General features: G+C 64.7%; 10 protein-coding genes and 1 tRNA gene. 3 read left to right on the plus strand and 8 right to left on the minus strand.

Features of this window, described 5'->3' with window-relative positions:
* Positions 1-146 precede the first annotated feature (146 nt).
* The 8 genes from opgC to Q4G22_RS15160 form a co-directional block, all read right to left on the minus strand.
* Positions 147-1,277 (minus strand): OpgC domain-containing protein, encoded by a 1,131-nt coding sequence (gene opgC / locus Q4G22_RS15125; protein ID WP_303386719.1) that lies wholly within the window; start codon positions 1,275-1,277, stop codon positions 147-149.
* A gap of 4 nt (positions 1,278-1,281) precedes the next feature.
* Entirely contained in the window at positions 1,282-3,393 is a 2,112-nt protein-coding gene (mdoH, locus tag Q4G22_RS15130) for a glucans biosynthesis glucosyltransferase MdoH (protein WP_303386720.1), read from the minus strand.
* On the minus strand, positions 3,390-4,952 hold the full coding sequence (locus Q4G22_RS15135; protein WP_303386721.1) for a glucan biosynthesis protein G: 1,563 nt from the start codon (positions 4,950-4,952) through the stop codon (positions 3,390-3,392). Before Q4G22_RS15135 ends, mdoH begins: the two co-directional genes overlap by 4 nt.
* Before the next feature lie 131 nt (positions 4,953-5,083).
* Positions 5,084-7,333 carry a phosphoenolpyruvate--protein phosphotransferase gene (ptsP, locus tag Q4G22_RS15140; protein WP_303386722.1) on the minus strand — a complete coding sequence of 750 codons (2,250 nt, stop codon included), beginning with the start codon at positions 7,331-7,333 and terminating at the stop codon, positions 5,084-5,086.
* 58 nt (positions 7,334-7,391) lie between these two features.
* Positions 7,392-8,648 (minus strand): aspartate kinase, encoded by a 1,257-nt coding sequence (locus Q4G22_RS15145; RefSeq protein WP_303386723.1) that lies wholly within the window; start codon positions 8,646-8,648, stop codon positions 7,392-7,394.
* 112 nt (positions 8,649-8,760) lie between these two features.
* Positions 8,761-9,162 (minus strand): DUF1178 family protein, encoded by a 402-nt coding sequence (locus Q4G22_RS15150; protein ID WP_303386724.1) that lies wholly within the window; start codon positions 9,160-9,162, stop codon positions 8,761-8,763.
* Between the two features lie 21 nt (positions 9,163-9,183).
* Positions 9,184-10,377, minus strand: a complete 1,194-nt coding sequence (locus Q4G22_RS15155; RefSeq protein WP_303386725.1) for a 3-deoxy-D-manno-octulosonic acid transferase — start codon at positions 10,375-10,377, stop codon at positions 9,184-9,186.
* An 18-nt stretch (positions 10,378-10,395) separates the two neighbouring features.
* A tRNA-Cys gene (locus Q4G22_RS15160) sits at positions 10,396-10,469 on the minus strand.
* 158 nt (positions 10,470-10,627) lie between these two features.
* Here Q4G22_RS15160 and Q4G22_RS15165 point away from each other — a divergent pair.
* Genes Q4G22_RS15165 through Q4G22_RS15175 form a run of 3 tightly spaced genes read left to right on the plus strand, consistent with a single transcriptional unit; the run spans position 10,628 to position 13,574 of the window.
* Positions 10,628-11,281, plus strand: coding sequence for a protein-L-isoaspartate O-methyltransferase (locus tag Q4G22_RS15165; protein WP_303386726.1), 654 nt, complete (start codon positions 10,628-10,630; stop codon positions 11,279-11,281).
* On the plus strand, positions 11,278-12,666 hold the full coding sequence (locus tag Q4G22_RS15170; RefSeq protein ID WP_303386727.1) for a TolC family outer membrane protein: 1,389 nt from the start codon (positions 11,278-11,280) through the stop codon (positions 12,664-12,666). The genes Q4G22_RS15165 and Q4G22_RS15170 overlap by 4 nt, the downstream gene beginning before the upstream one ends.
* 23 nt (positions 12,667-12,689) lie before the next feature.
* Positions 12,690-13,574 carry a hypothetical protein gene (locus Q4G22_RS15175; RefSeq protein WP_303386728.1) on the plus strand — a complete coding sequence of 295 codons (885 nt, stop codon included), beginning with the start codon at positions 12,690-12,692 and terminating at the stop codon, positions 13,572-13,574.
* The last annotated feature ends 496 nt before the right edge of the window (positions 13,575-14,070 follow it).

Genomic DNA, 14,070 nt, shown 5'->3' on the forward strand with positions numbered 1-14,070 from the left:
CCCGCGATCTGGTCGTGACGCCAGAGGGCATCCCCGGCCTGCGCACCCCCGTGCGGATGTCACGCAGCCCGCTGACATGCGACCGCGCCGCTCCGGCACTGGGTGAAGGGGCGTGGGGGTTTACCTCGCGCAAAGGGTAGGCGCGCTTAGCCGCGCCGCCACGGCAACGGCCAGTCGCCATTCCAGCGCGGGGCCAGATGGGTCAGCCACCACCACGACATCCACCACAGCGCCGTCATCACCCACAGGTCGATGACCAGCCGCTGGCCCATGTCTTGCTGCGGCGGGGTCATTTGCAGCGCGTCGCCCAGAACCGACAGCAGCACGCAGATGATAAACGACCACAGCCCGCCGCGCCCGATGGTCTGCAAGGCCCGACCCGGCCCGGTATCCGCCAGCCGCGCCATCACTCCGGCCAGCGGCACCGCCACCAGCCAGCTTGCGGCCATGATCGCCAGATAGCGGGTGCCATCCAGCGGCCATTTGTTGATCTCGCCATAGATCAGTTTCAGGGCTTCGCGCAGGGGCAGGGCGGGCTCGCCGACCTTCATCGCCAGAATGATCGTCGCGCCAAAGCTGAAGATGATGACCGACAGCACCGTCAGCAGCCGCGCATGAGGCATCAGCACCGGCATCAGCCGGGCGCGGAACAGCCCCATCGCCACGCCGGAATAGAACAGCATCTGCCAGCCAAACGGATTGAACAGCAGCCCGCCGGTGTTGTGGTTGGGGATCAGCGGGTTCAGCACCGGCGCGAACCACCACAGCAGCACCGATCCGGCGGCAAAGCTGAATGGCCAGCGCAGCAGCACCGGCACCAGCAGCGGGGCCGAAGCCAGCAGCACGACATAGACCGCCAGCACGTCCAGCAGGTTCGGTTGCAGCCACATGGTTGCCAGAACGCCCAGATAGCCCAGCGGCTTTTCGATCACCCATTCGGCATAGGCGTTCCAGATCGCAGTATGCGGCAGGTTCAGCGCCAGCAACAATGCCGACAACAGCGCCATGATGATGCCGCCCACCACCAGCGCGCGCCAGACCTGAAACGCCCGCCGGGCAAAGCGCCATTGCGCCGCGCGGCGGCCCTGACGGGTTTCCACCGACAGCCAGACCAGCCCGACCAGAAAGCCCGACAACAGCACGAACAGCTCTGCCGCGTCAAAAATGCTGAAATTGGCCAGCGTCAGTCCGCGCAACGGGGATACCGGCATATGGTCCAGCATGATGCAGACCAGCGCATAGCCGCGCAGCATATCAAGGGCGATCAGCCGCTTCATGGCGCTACTCCGGCAACCGGCTCCAGCGATCCAGCAGCGCGGGCGTGGCGATCATGGCCAGCGTCTCGGGGCGGTCCAGAAAGGACAGCGCCTCGGTGCGGGTGGCGGCATGGGCGATCTTGGCCTCGGCGGTGATGGCTGGCAGGCGCATCGCGGCACCTGCGGGCTGGGGTTCGGTCAAAAGGGAAAGATGGCGGGCGCGGGCATCGGCATCCTCACCCAGCCTCAGCACCGAGGCATCGCCTGCGACGGGGCGGGGCAGGTTGCGGGCGATCGTGACCGCATCGGCCAGAATGGCGGGGGTGGCGCGTTCCTCGGGGGTAAGCAGCAGGCCGCGCATTCGCGCCCAGCGACCAAACACCGGGCTGGCCGAATAGCGCGAGGTAAAGGGCGACAGGATCAGCCCGGCGACGATTGGCGACAGCCAGATCAGTTGCGCGGGCGAAAACCATGCCAGCACCGCCAGCGTGCCCAGTCCTAGGGCGACATGCGCCCAGTGATGCCGCAGCACATAGCCCCAGGAAGGCATATGTCCGGCGCGGTGCTGTGCCTCCCACCCGCTGTCGCGGCCGCGCAGGATGTCCCAGATCTGGCGGGTCTGGATCAGCATCTGCACCGGCGCGATCAGGGCCGACAACAGGATTTCGAACAGGGCACTGGCCAGCAGGCGTCGCTTGCCGCCCGCATCGCGCGCCAGAGGTCGCCACCACGCGCGAAAGGTCGCGATCAGCTTGGGCACCAGCAAAAAGGCCATGGCGGCGATGAACAGCCACAGCATCCGGCGGCTGTCGAACACCGGCCAATCGGGAAAAAGCTGGTAATAATCGGGGAAATAGGCGGGCGTGGACAGCAGCACCCAGCCCGACAGCATCAACCCGACAAGGATCAGCCCCAGCCACAGCGGCGACATCAGGAACCCAAGAACGCCGATGATGAAATGCACCCGGCTGATGCCGCGCAACCCGCGCATTCCCAGCAAGCGCAGGTGTTGCAGGTTGCCCTGCGCCCAGCGGCGTTCGCGGGTGGCCATATCCAGCAGGGTCGGCGGGCAGCCTTCGTAACTGCCGCGCAGATCGTGATCCAGCCGCACCTTCCAGCCCGCGCGGCACAGGGCCGCCGCCTCGACGAAATCGTGGGACAGGATGGTGCCGCCAAAGGGCGGATTTCCCGGCAGGCGAGGCAAGCCGCAGGCACTGGCAAAGGCGCGACTGTTGATGATGGCGTTATGGCCCCAGTAGTTGCCGGTCTGCCCCGACCAGGCGGCCACCCCGCGCGCGATCATCGGGCCATAGACCCGGCCTGCGAACTGCACCACACGGGCAAAGATGGTTTCGCCGCCGACCAGCATCGGCATGGTCTGGATCAGCCCCAGCGACGGGTCGGCCTCTAGCCGGGCGGACAGGCGGGCGATGGTGTCGCCGGTCATCACGCTGTCGGCGTCCAGCACGACGATCTGATCGTAACGCCCGCCCCAGCGACGCCAGAATTCGGCCAGATTGCCGGATTTGCGATCGGTGTTATCCGCGCGGCGACGATACCAGATCGGCAGCGGCGACATCTCGCGCGCGGCGGATACGGCCATCGTCTCGTTCACGGCAACCGCCGGATCGCGGCTGTCGGACAGCACCCAGATTTCCGCGCGCCCCCCAAGACCCAGACGATCCAGATCGCGGGCAAGCGCGACCAGCAGGCTGATGCTGGTGGCGGCGTTTTCGTGATAGACCGGCATCACCACCGCGATCCGTGCCTGGCCCGGCACATCATGCGGATCGCGCAGGCGCGGCGCGAACAGGCCCGCCAGCATGGAACAAAACGAAAAACCGACCCATGCGAATGTCGGCGTGAACAGCGCCAGAAGGGCGATCTGCAACGGCATCGGCTGATCGCCGAACGCATCGAACATCACCCAGAATCCGGTTACGGTGATACCCGCAGCCCCGCCAAAGACCAGCAGCCGCGCGGCCCATGTGCGCCAGCTTTCGCGCCAGCGGGCGGGGGCGCTGCGATGCGGGCGGGCACTGAAATCCTGCACCGGCATGTCCAGCGGCGATTCCGTCGGAACCGCAGGCAGGTGGCGCAGATCAGCCGTGGCCATATCGGGGGCGGGATCCGTCATGCCGACCAGCGCGCCATCCAGGTTTCGCTCAGCGCCGTGCCGTCGGGGTCGGTCAGCGTGGCGCGCAGGTCGGTCATCCGGGCGTCGCGCGGCTCGAACTCAAAGGCCAGCCGCAGCACACCTTCGGCGACCAGCGGCTTGAGATAGGCATGAACCACCTCGCCCGACGAGGTGTTGACGGCGATCTGCGGCAGTTGATCCTGAAACGGCGCCAGATCATAGTCGATGATAAAGCTGCGCCCGGTGGGGCTGTTGATCGACTTGCCCGCGCGCGTGCCGCGCACCTGCGCCACCGGACCCGAGTTTTGCACCAGCGGCGCAAAGATCAGCCGATAGGTCCAGTCAGCGCGCTCTCCGGCCTTGAGAGGGGCCTTGGGCTGCCAATAGGATACGATGTTATCGTTGAATTCGTTTTCCACCGGGATTTCGATCAGGCGGACCACGCCTTCACCCCAGTTGCCGACCGGCTCGATCCAGGCCGAGGGGCGAAGCTGATAATGCGCCTCGGCGTCCTGATAATCGGCGAATGCGCGGGCGCGCTGCTGCAAGCCAAAGCCGGTGGGATTGCGGTCCACAAAGGATGCGATTTGCAGTGCCTTGTGGTTGGACAAGGCCCGCCACAGATCCTGACCCGCGCCGGTGCGCATGGCCAGCCCATCGCTGTCATGCACGGCGGGGCGATAATCATCCACCCCCGCGCGGCTGGCCGGGCCGAACCAGAACATCGAGGTCAGCGGTGCAATGCCCACGCCAGTCACGTCCACGCGTGGGAACAGGGCCATCCGCACCCGCATCGCCGTTTCCGCGCCCGGCGTCACATCGAACTGGAACGCGCCGGCCAGTGATTTGCTGTCCAGCATGGCATAGATGCGCACTGATTCTGCGTCAGGGGCGGGTTCCTCGATCCAGAAATCGGTGAACAGGGGAAATTCCTCGCCGCGCGGGCTGCCGGTGTCGATGGCAAGGCCGCGTGCCGACAGGCCATACAGCGTGCCGCGCGCGACGGCGCGGAAATAGGACGCGCCCTGAAACACCAGAAATTCGTCGCGCACATCGGGCCGGTTCAGCGGGCAGCGCATCCGAAAGCCCGACCAGCCCATCTTGCCCACCGTGTCCAGATCGGCACCATCGGGGAATTGCGAGGGGTCGAACTCCAGCAGATGCGGATCAAAGGGGATCGGCACGACCACGCCTTCGCGCAGCAGATTGATTTGAATTGGCTCATAAAAGATCGAGCCGGGGGCCAGCAGATCCAGCCCAAAGCGGGGATGACCGGCCAGCGGGTCGGCCTCGCGGCGAAAGCGGATGGCGCGGTATTGGTCATAGTTCAGATTGGCGAAACTGCCGACCTGATCCGCGACCGGCTGGGTATAGGGGGCCGCTGCCCGCTGTTGTGTCAGGGTGGCCAGAGTGTCGAAATCGAACAGGCTGGCGGCGGCACCAGCGTCTTCGGCCTGATCGGCATGTGCGGCGGGCGCGGCGGCAAGGGTCGCGGCTGCGGTGGCGGCGGCCAGCGCGCTGGCCGATGTCAGGAAATCACGACGATCCAAGGCTTGCATATCCACTGAAAAAACCGGGTTATCATAGGTTTGCCGCTGTATCGCAGCAAGTCAGATTCGGTGCCAGACCCTTTGCGGGTGGCCAAGCCGCGCATGACCGGACTGGCACCGGCGAAACCTTGCGCATGGAATCATCCCTGACGTCCCAGCCAATCCATGATCCGGGGGCGCAGGTTCGCTTCGCCCGCCTCGCGGCCCCGGTCGATCTCGGTGCGCAGATCGGTCAGGGAAACGCGGCGGATCAGGTGCTTGACCGGCCCGATCGAGGCCGGGCGCATCGACAGCCGCCGGATGCCCAATGCGGCAAGGGTCAGCGCCTCGATCGGGCGACCTGCGTCTTCGCCACAGAAGGACAACGGCACATGGGCTTGGTCACAGCGGGCGATGATTTGCGCAACCAGATCCAGAAATGCCGTGGACAGCGTGTCATAGCGCCGCCGCACCCGTTCGTTTTCGCGGTCGGCGGCGAAAAAGAACTGTTTGAGATCATTGCCGCCGATCGAGATGAAATCGCACATCTCAAAGAACCGGCGCGGTGCATAGGCCATCGAGGGTGTTTCCAGCATCGCACCAACCCGGATGTCCTCGGGGACGGGGCGGCCCAGCCGCTGTTCGCGGGCCAGTTCCTCCATCAGCATCCGATGCGCCTGTTCGTATTCGCTGATCTCGGCGACAAAGGGGAACATGACATGCAAGGGCCGCCCCGCCGCCGCGCGGATCAGCGCCTGCAACTGCATCCGCAGCACGCCGCGCTTGTCCAGACCCACGCGGATCGCGCGCCAGCCCATGGCAGGGTTGGGTTCGTCATGCGGCTTCATATAGGGCAACACTTTGTCGGACCCGATGTCCAGTGTGCGGAACATCACCGGCTTGCCATGGGCGTTGTCCATGACGCGGGCGTAAAGCGCCGCCAGTTCGCCCCGGCGCGGCACACGGCTGCGGATCAGGAACTGCAATTCGGTGCGGAACAGTCCCACGCCTTCGGCCCCCGACCCATCCAGCGAGGGCAGGTCGGCCATCAACCCGGCGTTCATATACATCTGAACCGTGTTGCCCGCCGTATCCATTGCGGGCAGATCGCGCAGCCCGGCATAACGCTGCTGCGCCTCGGCCTGCATCGCCATCTTGTCGCGAAAGGCGACGGCGACGGATTCTTCGGGGCGCAGGTGGACGCTGCCGGCATCCCCATCGACAAGGATCAGATCGCCGTTCAGCGCCTCGGAGGTAATGCGCGCGGCGTGGATCACCAGCGGAATCGCCAGCGCGCGGGCGACGATGGCGGCATGGCTGCCGACCGAGCCTTCTTCCAGCACGACACCCTTCAGCCGGTTGCCATATTCCAGCAATTCGGCAGGGCCGATGTTGCGGGCGATCAGGATCGGGTTTTCCGGAATTTCCGCGCCGGTATCGCTGCCTTGCCCGGTCAGAATGCGCAGCAGGCGGTTGGCCAGATCGTCCAGATCGTGCAGCCGGTCGCGCAAATAGGGATCGGCGGCGCTTTCCAGCCGGGCGCGGGCCTGCGATTGTTCTTTTTCCACCGCAGCCTCGGCCGACAGGCCCAGGTCGATGTCTTCTTCCATGCGGCGCAGCCACGACCGCGAATGCGCGAACATGCGATAGGTTTCCAGCACCTGCGCGTGATCGCTGTCGCGTTCCATATCGGCCTCGGCCAGCAGGGAATCGACGGTGCGGCGCAACGTGGCCACGGCGTCCAGCAGCCGGGCCTTTTCGCGATGAGGATCGTCCCCGACCGGATTGGCGATGACCACGCGCGGTTCGTGCAGCCAGACGCGGCCTTCGGCGGCACCTTCCTGTGCGCCGGTGCCCCGGAACATCTGTGGAAAGCGGTGGCTGGCGGGCAGGGAATCGGCGTTGCTGCCCTGAAAGGCGCCCAGTTCGGTCATTTCGGCCAGAACCATGGCGACGACCTCAAGGCCGTAAACCTCGTCTTCGGAAAACTGGCGTGCCTCGCGCGATTGCACCACCAGCACGCCCAGTTTTTCGCCAAGCCGCTGGATTGGCACGCCCAGAAAGCTGGGGAACACTTCTTCGCCGGTCTCGGGCATATAGCGGAAACCGGGTTCCGATGGCGCGTCGGGGGTGTTTACATGCCGACCCGTGCGGGCAACGCGACCGACCAGACCTTCGCCAAGCCGCATCCGGGTCTGGTGAACGGCCTCGGCCCGCAGCCCGCGCGTGGCGCAGAGTTCCAGCGTTTCCGGGTCACGGAACAGATAGATCGAACAGACCTGACTGCCCATGGAATCGGCAATGTCATGGGTGATCTGGTCCAGCCGTCCCTGACCGTCGCGGCGGGCAGAAAGCGTGTCGCGCAACCGTTGCAGCAGCTTGCGGGAATCGCTGTCCTTGCGGTCCGCCATCATACCCCCATCGCACCCGGAACAGCCACGGCGCTTTTACACCGCGGCGCGGGTCCGGTCAGGCTTGTTCCAGTTCAAAGGCATCATGCAGCGCCTGCACGGCCAGTTCCATATATTTACGGTCGATCAGAACGGAAATCTTGATCTCGCTGGTGGCGATGACCTTGATGTTGATATTTTCATCAGCCAGCGCCTTGAACGCGCGGGCGGCCACGCCGGAATGGCTGCGCATCCCGATGCCGACCACCGACACCTTGGCCACGTCGGTGTCCACCGCCAGATCGTCATAGGCGATCTTGCCAGCGGCCTTGGCCTCTTCCATGGCGCGTTTGGCCCGTTCGACCTGATTGATCGGCACCGAAAAGGTCATATCCGTCACGGCGCCGGGGTGATCGTCGTAATCCTTTTCGGAAATGTTTTGCACGATCATGTCCACGTTCACGCCCGCATCGGCCAGAGGCGCAAAGATGGCTGCCGAAATGCCGGGGCGATCCTCGACCGTGACCAGCGTGATTTTGGCTTCGTCGCGCGAATAGGCGACGCCGTTGACGACTTTCGATTCCATGATCTCATCCTCTGCGCAGACCAGCGTGCCGGAATTTTCGTCGGTTTCCTCGAACGAGGACAGAACCCGCAGTTTCACATTATAGCGCATCGCCAGTTCGACAGAACGGGTTTGCAGCACCTTCGCGCCAAGGCTGGCCAGTTCCAGCATTTCCTCGAATGCGATCTTGTGCAGCTTGCGCGCCTTGCGGCTGATGCGCGGATCGGTGGTATAGACGCCATCCACATCGGTGTAGATGTCACAACGCTCGGCGTCAAAGGCGGCGGCAAAGGCGACGGCGGTGGTATCCGACCCGCCGCGGCCCAGCGTGGTGATGCGGCCATCGGGGCCAAGCCCCTGAAAGCCCGCGACAACGGCAACCTTGAACCCTTCGGCGAATTTCTGGTCGAGATTGGCGCGCGGAATATCCACGAATCGCGCCGCCGAATGCTGCGCTGTCGTGTTGATCGGCACCTGCCAGCCCTGCCAGCTGCGCGCCGGAACGCCCATTTCCTGCAAGGTCAGCGCCATCAGCCCGGCGGTCACATTCTCGCCCGAGGACACCACGGCGTCATATTCGCGCGCATCAAACAGCGGCGAGGTCTTTTCGACCCAGCCAACCAGTTCGTTCGTCTTGCCCGACATGGCGCTGACGATGACGATCACGTCATAGCCGCGTTCCACCTCGCGCTGCACCTTTTGGGCAGCGTTCTTGATGCGATCCAGATCAGCGACAGACGTGCCGCCGAATTTCATCACCAGAAGCGGCATTCAACGGCCCCCCGCCAGCGTGTTTCGATTATCCGCGCGGCTTTTATGGTCGGGGGGGCAAAAGGGCAAGGGGGAAAGCCTCCCGACCCTTTTGCCGACGGGCGGCCCTGCGTCAGTTGGTCTTTTGGCGCGGGATGAACGGCAGCGGCGCGACGGGCACGCCTTCCTCGATCAGCGCGCGGGCATCCTGCGCCGTGGCTTCGCCGTGGATGGCGCGATGCGGCGCGTCGCCGTGGTGCATGGCACGGGCCTCGGCCGCGAATTGCGGGCCGACATAATCCGAGTTCGCCTCGACATGCTGGCGCAGCCTGTCCAGCGGTGATTGCTCGTCATTGGTGATGCGGGCCTTTTCCGTCGGCACGGCGGGGGCCATCAGCGCCTTGTCCACGCGGGCTGATCCACAGATCGTGCAGGCGATCTGACCGGCGTCGCGCATCGCGTCAAACCCCTCGGACGAACGGAACCAGCCGTCGAAATCGTGGCCTTTGTCGCAGCGCAGATCATAGCGGATCATCGGAAAGCCGTCTCCTTTCCGTTATATATCGGGGCTGCGCGCGCCGTGTGCAAGCGCGCTGATCCGCGCCAGCAGCGGTTCGGGATCGCCCGCGTTTGCCGTCAGCAGATCGCGCGCCGCTGTCCCCATGGTGCGGGCGCGGGCCGGATCGTGGGCCAGCGCGGTCAGCGTGGCAGGCAGATCGCCAGCGGAAAGGGTCGCACCTGCGGCAGTCAGCGCCTCATAGGCATCGGTAAAGTTTGACACATGCGGTCCGTGCAGGATCGCGCAGCCATGCGCCGCCGGTTCCCACGGCGTATGCCCGCCCCGGTCGATCAGCGATCCGCCGACCAGCACGATCCCCGCACGATCATACCACAGCGCCATTTCACCCAAGGTATCGGCCAGCAGCAGATCGCCATCCTGCCCACGTGACCGCCGCGACAGCGCCAGCCCGCGTTCCGCCGCCAGTGCCGCGATGGCATCGGCGCGGTCGGGGTGACGCGGCGCCAGAATCAGCCGCAGCCCCGGCACCTGTGCACGCGCCGCCAGAAAAGCGTCCAGCACCGGCCCGTCCTCGCCGTCGTGGGTCGAGGCCGCCAGAAAGGTCCGGTCCCGATCCGGTGATGGCGCGGGTGGGGTGATGGCCGCCGGGCCAAGCAGTTTCAGATCCAGCCGTGGCATCAATGCCGCAGGCGGCAGACCCAGCGACAGCAGCCGTGCCTCGCTGGCGGCATCCTGTGCCGACAGGCCATCCAGCCGCGCCAGCACCGGCCCGATCAGCCCCGGCAGCCGCCCCCAGCGTGCCGCCGACCGTGCCGAGATCCGCGCCCCGGCCATGATCTGCGCCACGCCGCGCCGGGCCAGCAGGGCCGAGCGGTTGGGCCAGAACTCGCCCTCGATCGTCAATTGCACGGCGGGGCGCGCGGCGTCCAGAAACCGTATCACCGCACCAGGGGAATCAAACGGGGCCAGCCGCGCCGCCAGTCCGCGCCCGCGCGCCAGATCACGGCCCGTGATGCTGTTGGTGGTCACAATCACGCGATGATCCGCCGCCAGCTGTTCTGTCAGCACCCGGGCCGAATTCAGTTCTCCGACCGAAGCGGCGTGAATCCACACCGCTGCCGGGGCAGGGGGGGCATCCAGCATCAACCGTTCGCGCCAGATCGCATTGCCCGCCAGCACACGCAGGCGCAGCGCGGCTTCGGCGATGCGGGTTGTCGCGGCATAGATCATGGCAAAGCCCGGAGAATTTGGAGGTGGGTACCGGAATCGAACCGGTCTTCACGGATTTGCAATCCGGTGCGTAACCTCTCCGCCAACCCACCGTCCGTCGAGGTTCCGCACCGATAAAGGATCGCCGCGCAACCTGCAAGCCGACAATCGCCAAATTGCCTGCCGCGCGCCACCAAGAGGCGAACCGGCGTTGCCCGTCCGCGTGAATCGTGCCAATAACCGGATGATACGCCGTAGAAAGGTTTCCGCGATGCCCGATTTCGCCGCGCGCCGCTTGATGATGGTGGATAATCAGGTCCGCCCAAATGATGTCACGAAATTCCCGGTGATCGAAGCGATGCTGAACGTCCCGCGCGAGGAATTCGTGCCCGACACCCGCCGCGATATCGCCTATTCCGGTGAAAATGTGGATATCGGCCGTGGCCGCGTCCTGCTTGAGCCGCGGACCCTGGGCAAGATGGTCGACGCGCTGGACGTGCAGCCCACCGATCTGGTGCTGGATGTGGGCTGCGGCCTTGGCTATTCGACTGCCGTTCTGGCGCGTATGGCGCAGGCTGTGGTGGCGCTGGAACAGGACGAAGAACTGGTCGCCGAGGCCGAAGCCCGGCTGACGCAGGCGGGTGTCGATAACGCGGCGGTCGTTCAGGGCAGCCTGTCGGCGGGTTGGGCCGGGCAGGCCCCCTATGACGCGATTTTTGTCGGCGGCGCCGTCGAGGAAATTCCCGATGCGCTGAACGATCAGCTTAAGGAAGGGGGGCGCATCGTCGCCGTCTTTAACGAAGGCAATCTTGGTGTCGTCCGCATCGGTTATCGGCTGAATGGCCGGATCAACTGGCGCTTTGCGTTTAATGCCTACGCGCCGTTACTGCCGGGCTTTGGTTTGCCAAAAGGGTTTGCTCTGTGATCCATATTCGTCATTTTGCCGGGCTGGCGGTTGCTGGCCTGATCGCCGTTGCCGCCGCTGTGCCCGCGCGGGCTGAAACCCTGGCCGATGCCATGGTCGCGGCCTATCGCCATTCCGCGCTGATGGATCAGAACCGTGCCGTTCTGCGTGCCGCAGATGAGGACGTGGCAACAGCCATTTCCGCTTTGCGCCCGGTTGTTCAATGGGTTGCGTCACACACCTATAATTACGTCGAGGGCGGGACAGAACAAAACACCTCTGTTCTTAGCCTGTCTGCGCAGATGGTGCTGTTCGATTTCGGTCGCAGCCAGCTGGCGATCGACATTGCCAAGGAAACCGTTCTGGCCACGCGTGAGGCGCTGGTGGGCGTCGAACAAGATGTGTTGCTGGGCGCCGCGCAAGCCTATTTCGAGGTCTGGGCCGCACGGGAACAGGTCGCGCTGCAAGCGAACTCGGTCCGGGTTCTGGCGCAGGAACGGCAGGCCGCGCAGGATCGTTTCGATGTGGGTGAAATCACCGTGACCGATGTGTCGCTGGCCGATGCGCAACTGGCGGCGACCCGCGCCTCGCTTGCGTCGGCCGAAGGCGATCTGGCCACTGCCGAGGAACGCTATCGCACTGCAACGGGCCACGCCCCCGGCCGGTTCGGCGCGCCGCCCGCTGCGCCCAGACTGCCCGAATCGGTCGAAGCGGCACGCGCCATCGGGCAGCGCACCCATCCCACGATTCGCCAGCTTCAGCGGCAGGCGGCGGCGGCGGAACTGGGCGTCGCGGCGGCGGCGGCGGAACGGAACCCGACCGTAAGCGGCTCGGTCGGTCTGTCGTCTCAGAGCGCGCCCAATGTTTTTGGCAATAATACCACGACCAGCGGCGCCAATGTCGGCGTGCAAATGTCGCAGACGATCTATTCCGGTGGGCGTCTGTCGGCGGCGCATCGCAAGGCGATGGCACAGCGCGATCAAGTGCGGGCCGGTTTGCTGAACGGATCACGCACGGTCAACCAGGCCGTGGGCACGGCGTGGTCCTATATCGACGTGGCGCAAGCGCAGATTCGCGCTATCGACCAACAGATCGTCGCCGCGCAGCAGGCCTATGACGGCGTGCGCGAAGAAGCGATGCTGGGTGCGCGCACGACGCTGGACGTGCTGGATGCGGAACAATCGCTGCTGTCGGCGCGGGCCGACAGAATTTCTGCTCAGGCCAATCTTCAGTTAGCACATTATCAACTTTTGGCCGCTATGGGTTTGCTGACGGTAGAAAACCTTCAGCTAGGGATTCCGACATATGACCCATCCGCATATTACAAGGCCGTGCGCGAAGCGCCCTACACCAGCAGGCAAGGCGAAAATCTGGATCGCGTTTTGCGCGCCATCGGTCGCGACTGACCATCTGAAAACGGGGGTGGGTCATGAATGATATGACCCATCCCGATTCCGCCGCGCAGACTTCCGCAGATATTGGCGATGTGCTGTCCGCCATCCGCCGCCTGATTGCCGAGGATGAGGTGCCTGGCGATGTCGCGGCGCAGGATGCGGATGCAGGCGCTGTTGGTGATGGCGACCTGCTGGCGCACCGTTATGGCGGTAACGCCGCCTTGGCACGGCGTTTCGCAGCTCCGCTGAACCGCTGTGTAGAAGACGCCTTGGCGGCTTCGCCCGCTGGTCCTGCCCATGCACCGCACCAGGTTGAGGCAGAGGTGATGTCGGATTCGTCCACTGCTGCGCCGGTGTTTGCTGTTGTCGGGCCTGCTACTGTCGAGGATGCGCCCGACAGCACGCCCCTGCGGTTGAGCGAGGCGGATCGTATCGCCCCCAACAAAACTGAGGGCAGCAAAGATACCCCGGTCGCCGCGCCGCGTCGCAGCCGCTGGTCGCGTATAGGTCTACCTGTCAACCGCCGTGCCACCGCTCAGATCCGCGCCGAGTCGATGCACGAAACCCTGCCCCCTGAAACCCCGGCCCCCGAGACCGTCGCAAGCGAGCCGTCAGCAATGTTTGACGCTGCCTTGTCTGCTGCCGAAGCTCTTGCGGCTGACCTTGATCCTGTGATCGCGGATCAGGGCGGGGATGTTGAACAGGCGCCGCCTGCTGTTGCCCGGCCCGCGCTGTCTGATCTTGATCTTGCCTTCGGGAATGACACGGGTGACGCCGATCAGGCGCTGCGTGAAATGATCCGCGACATCGTGCAACAAGAATTGCACGGCGAGCTTGGCCAACGGTTTTCCCGCAACCTCCGCGCCGTCATCCGCCGCGAGGTTCTGGCTGCCATTGAGGACAATTTTGACCGCAACTGACCCGGTTTGCCGCAAGGTATAAGCCAGAAAAGCCAGTGCATTCATGCGGATGCGCTGGTTTCCGCGCCAAGCAATGCGTGGCGATAGGCCGAACGCATCCGGCACTCTCCGCCATCAGGCTGTCTGCGGCCGCAAAACATAGCAGCGCCTGCATCCGGCCAGATGTGCGATAGATGGTGCATTGGGTGATATGCGCGTGGCTTCTTTGCCGACCTACCCCAAGCGCAGGCTGATGAATGCAGCACAGCATGATGGGTGTCATGCAAGTATAGGTTGCTGTGGGAAAATGGCAGCCCGTAGGGTGGCCGCAATCGTTGAAAAACAAAGGGAAAACTCAGGCGATACCAACAAATATACCAACAAGTGGAAGCGCCGACCGGGAGTCACAGTCGATTTTCGGGGAAGTGTGGCGATACCAACACAGCATCGCCACAGCCCATTTTAGAAGCCGCTCAGCCGAACTTTGACGGTGCCGGTCGACGCGGCTGCGGCCTCA

Origin of the sequence: Paracoccus sp. (in: a-proteobacteria) (assembly GCF_030538655.1) — a bacterium.
In the GTDB taxonomy this organism is placed as follows: Bacteria; Pseudomonadota; Alphaproteobacteria; order Rhodobacterales; family Rhodobacteraceae; genus Paracoccus.

Coding starts and splice junctions, on each gene's coding strand:
- opgC (WP_303386719.1), bottom strand. CDS start 1,277: ATGAAGCGGCTGATCGCCCTTGATATGCTGCGCGGCTATGCGCTGGTC.
- mdoH (WP_303386720.1), bottom strand. CDS start 3,393: ATGACGGATCCCGCCCCCGATATGGCCACGGCTGATCTGCGCCACCTG.
- Q4G22_RS15135 (WP_303386721.1), bottom strand. CDS start 4,952: ATGCAAGCCTTGGATCGTCGTGATTTCCTGACATCGGCCAGCGCGCTG.
- ptsP (WP_303386722.1), bottom strand. CDS start 7,333: ATGGCGGACCGCAAGGACAGCGATTCCCGCAAGCTGCTGCAACGGTTG.
- Q4G22_RS15145 (WP_303386723.1), bottom strand. CDS start 8,648: ATGCCGCTTCTGGTGATGAAATTCGGCGGCACGTCTGTCGCTGATCTG.
- Q4G22_RS15150 (WP_303386724.1), bottom strand. CDS start 9,162: ATGATCCGCTATGATCTGCGCTGCGACAAAGGCCACGATTTCGACGGC.
- Q4G22_RS15155 (WP_303386725.1), bottom strand. CDS start 10,377: ATGATCTATGCCGCGACAACCCGCATCGCCGAAGCCGCGCTGCGCCTG.
- Q4G22_RS15165 (WP_303386726.1), top strand. CDS start 10,628: ATGCCCGATTTCGCCGCGCGCCGCTTGATGATGGTGGATAATCAGGTC.
- Q4G22_RS15175 (WP_303386728.1), top strand. CDS start 12,690: ATGAATGATATGACCCATCCCGATTCCGCCGCGCAGACTTCCGCAGAT.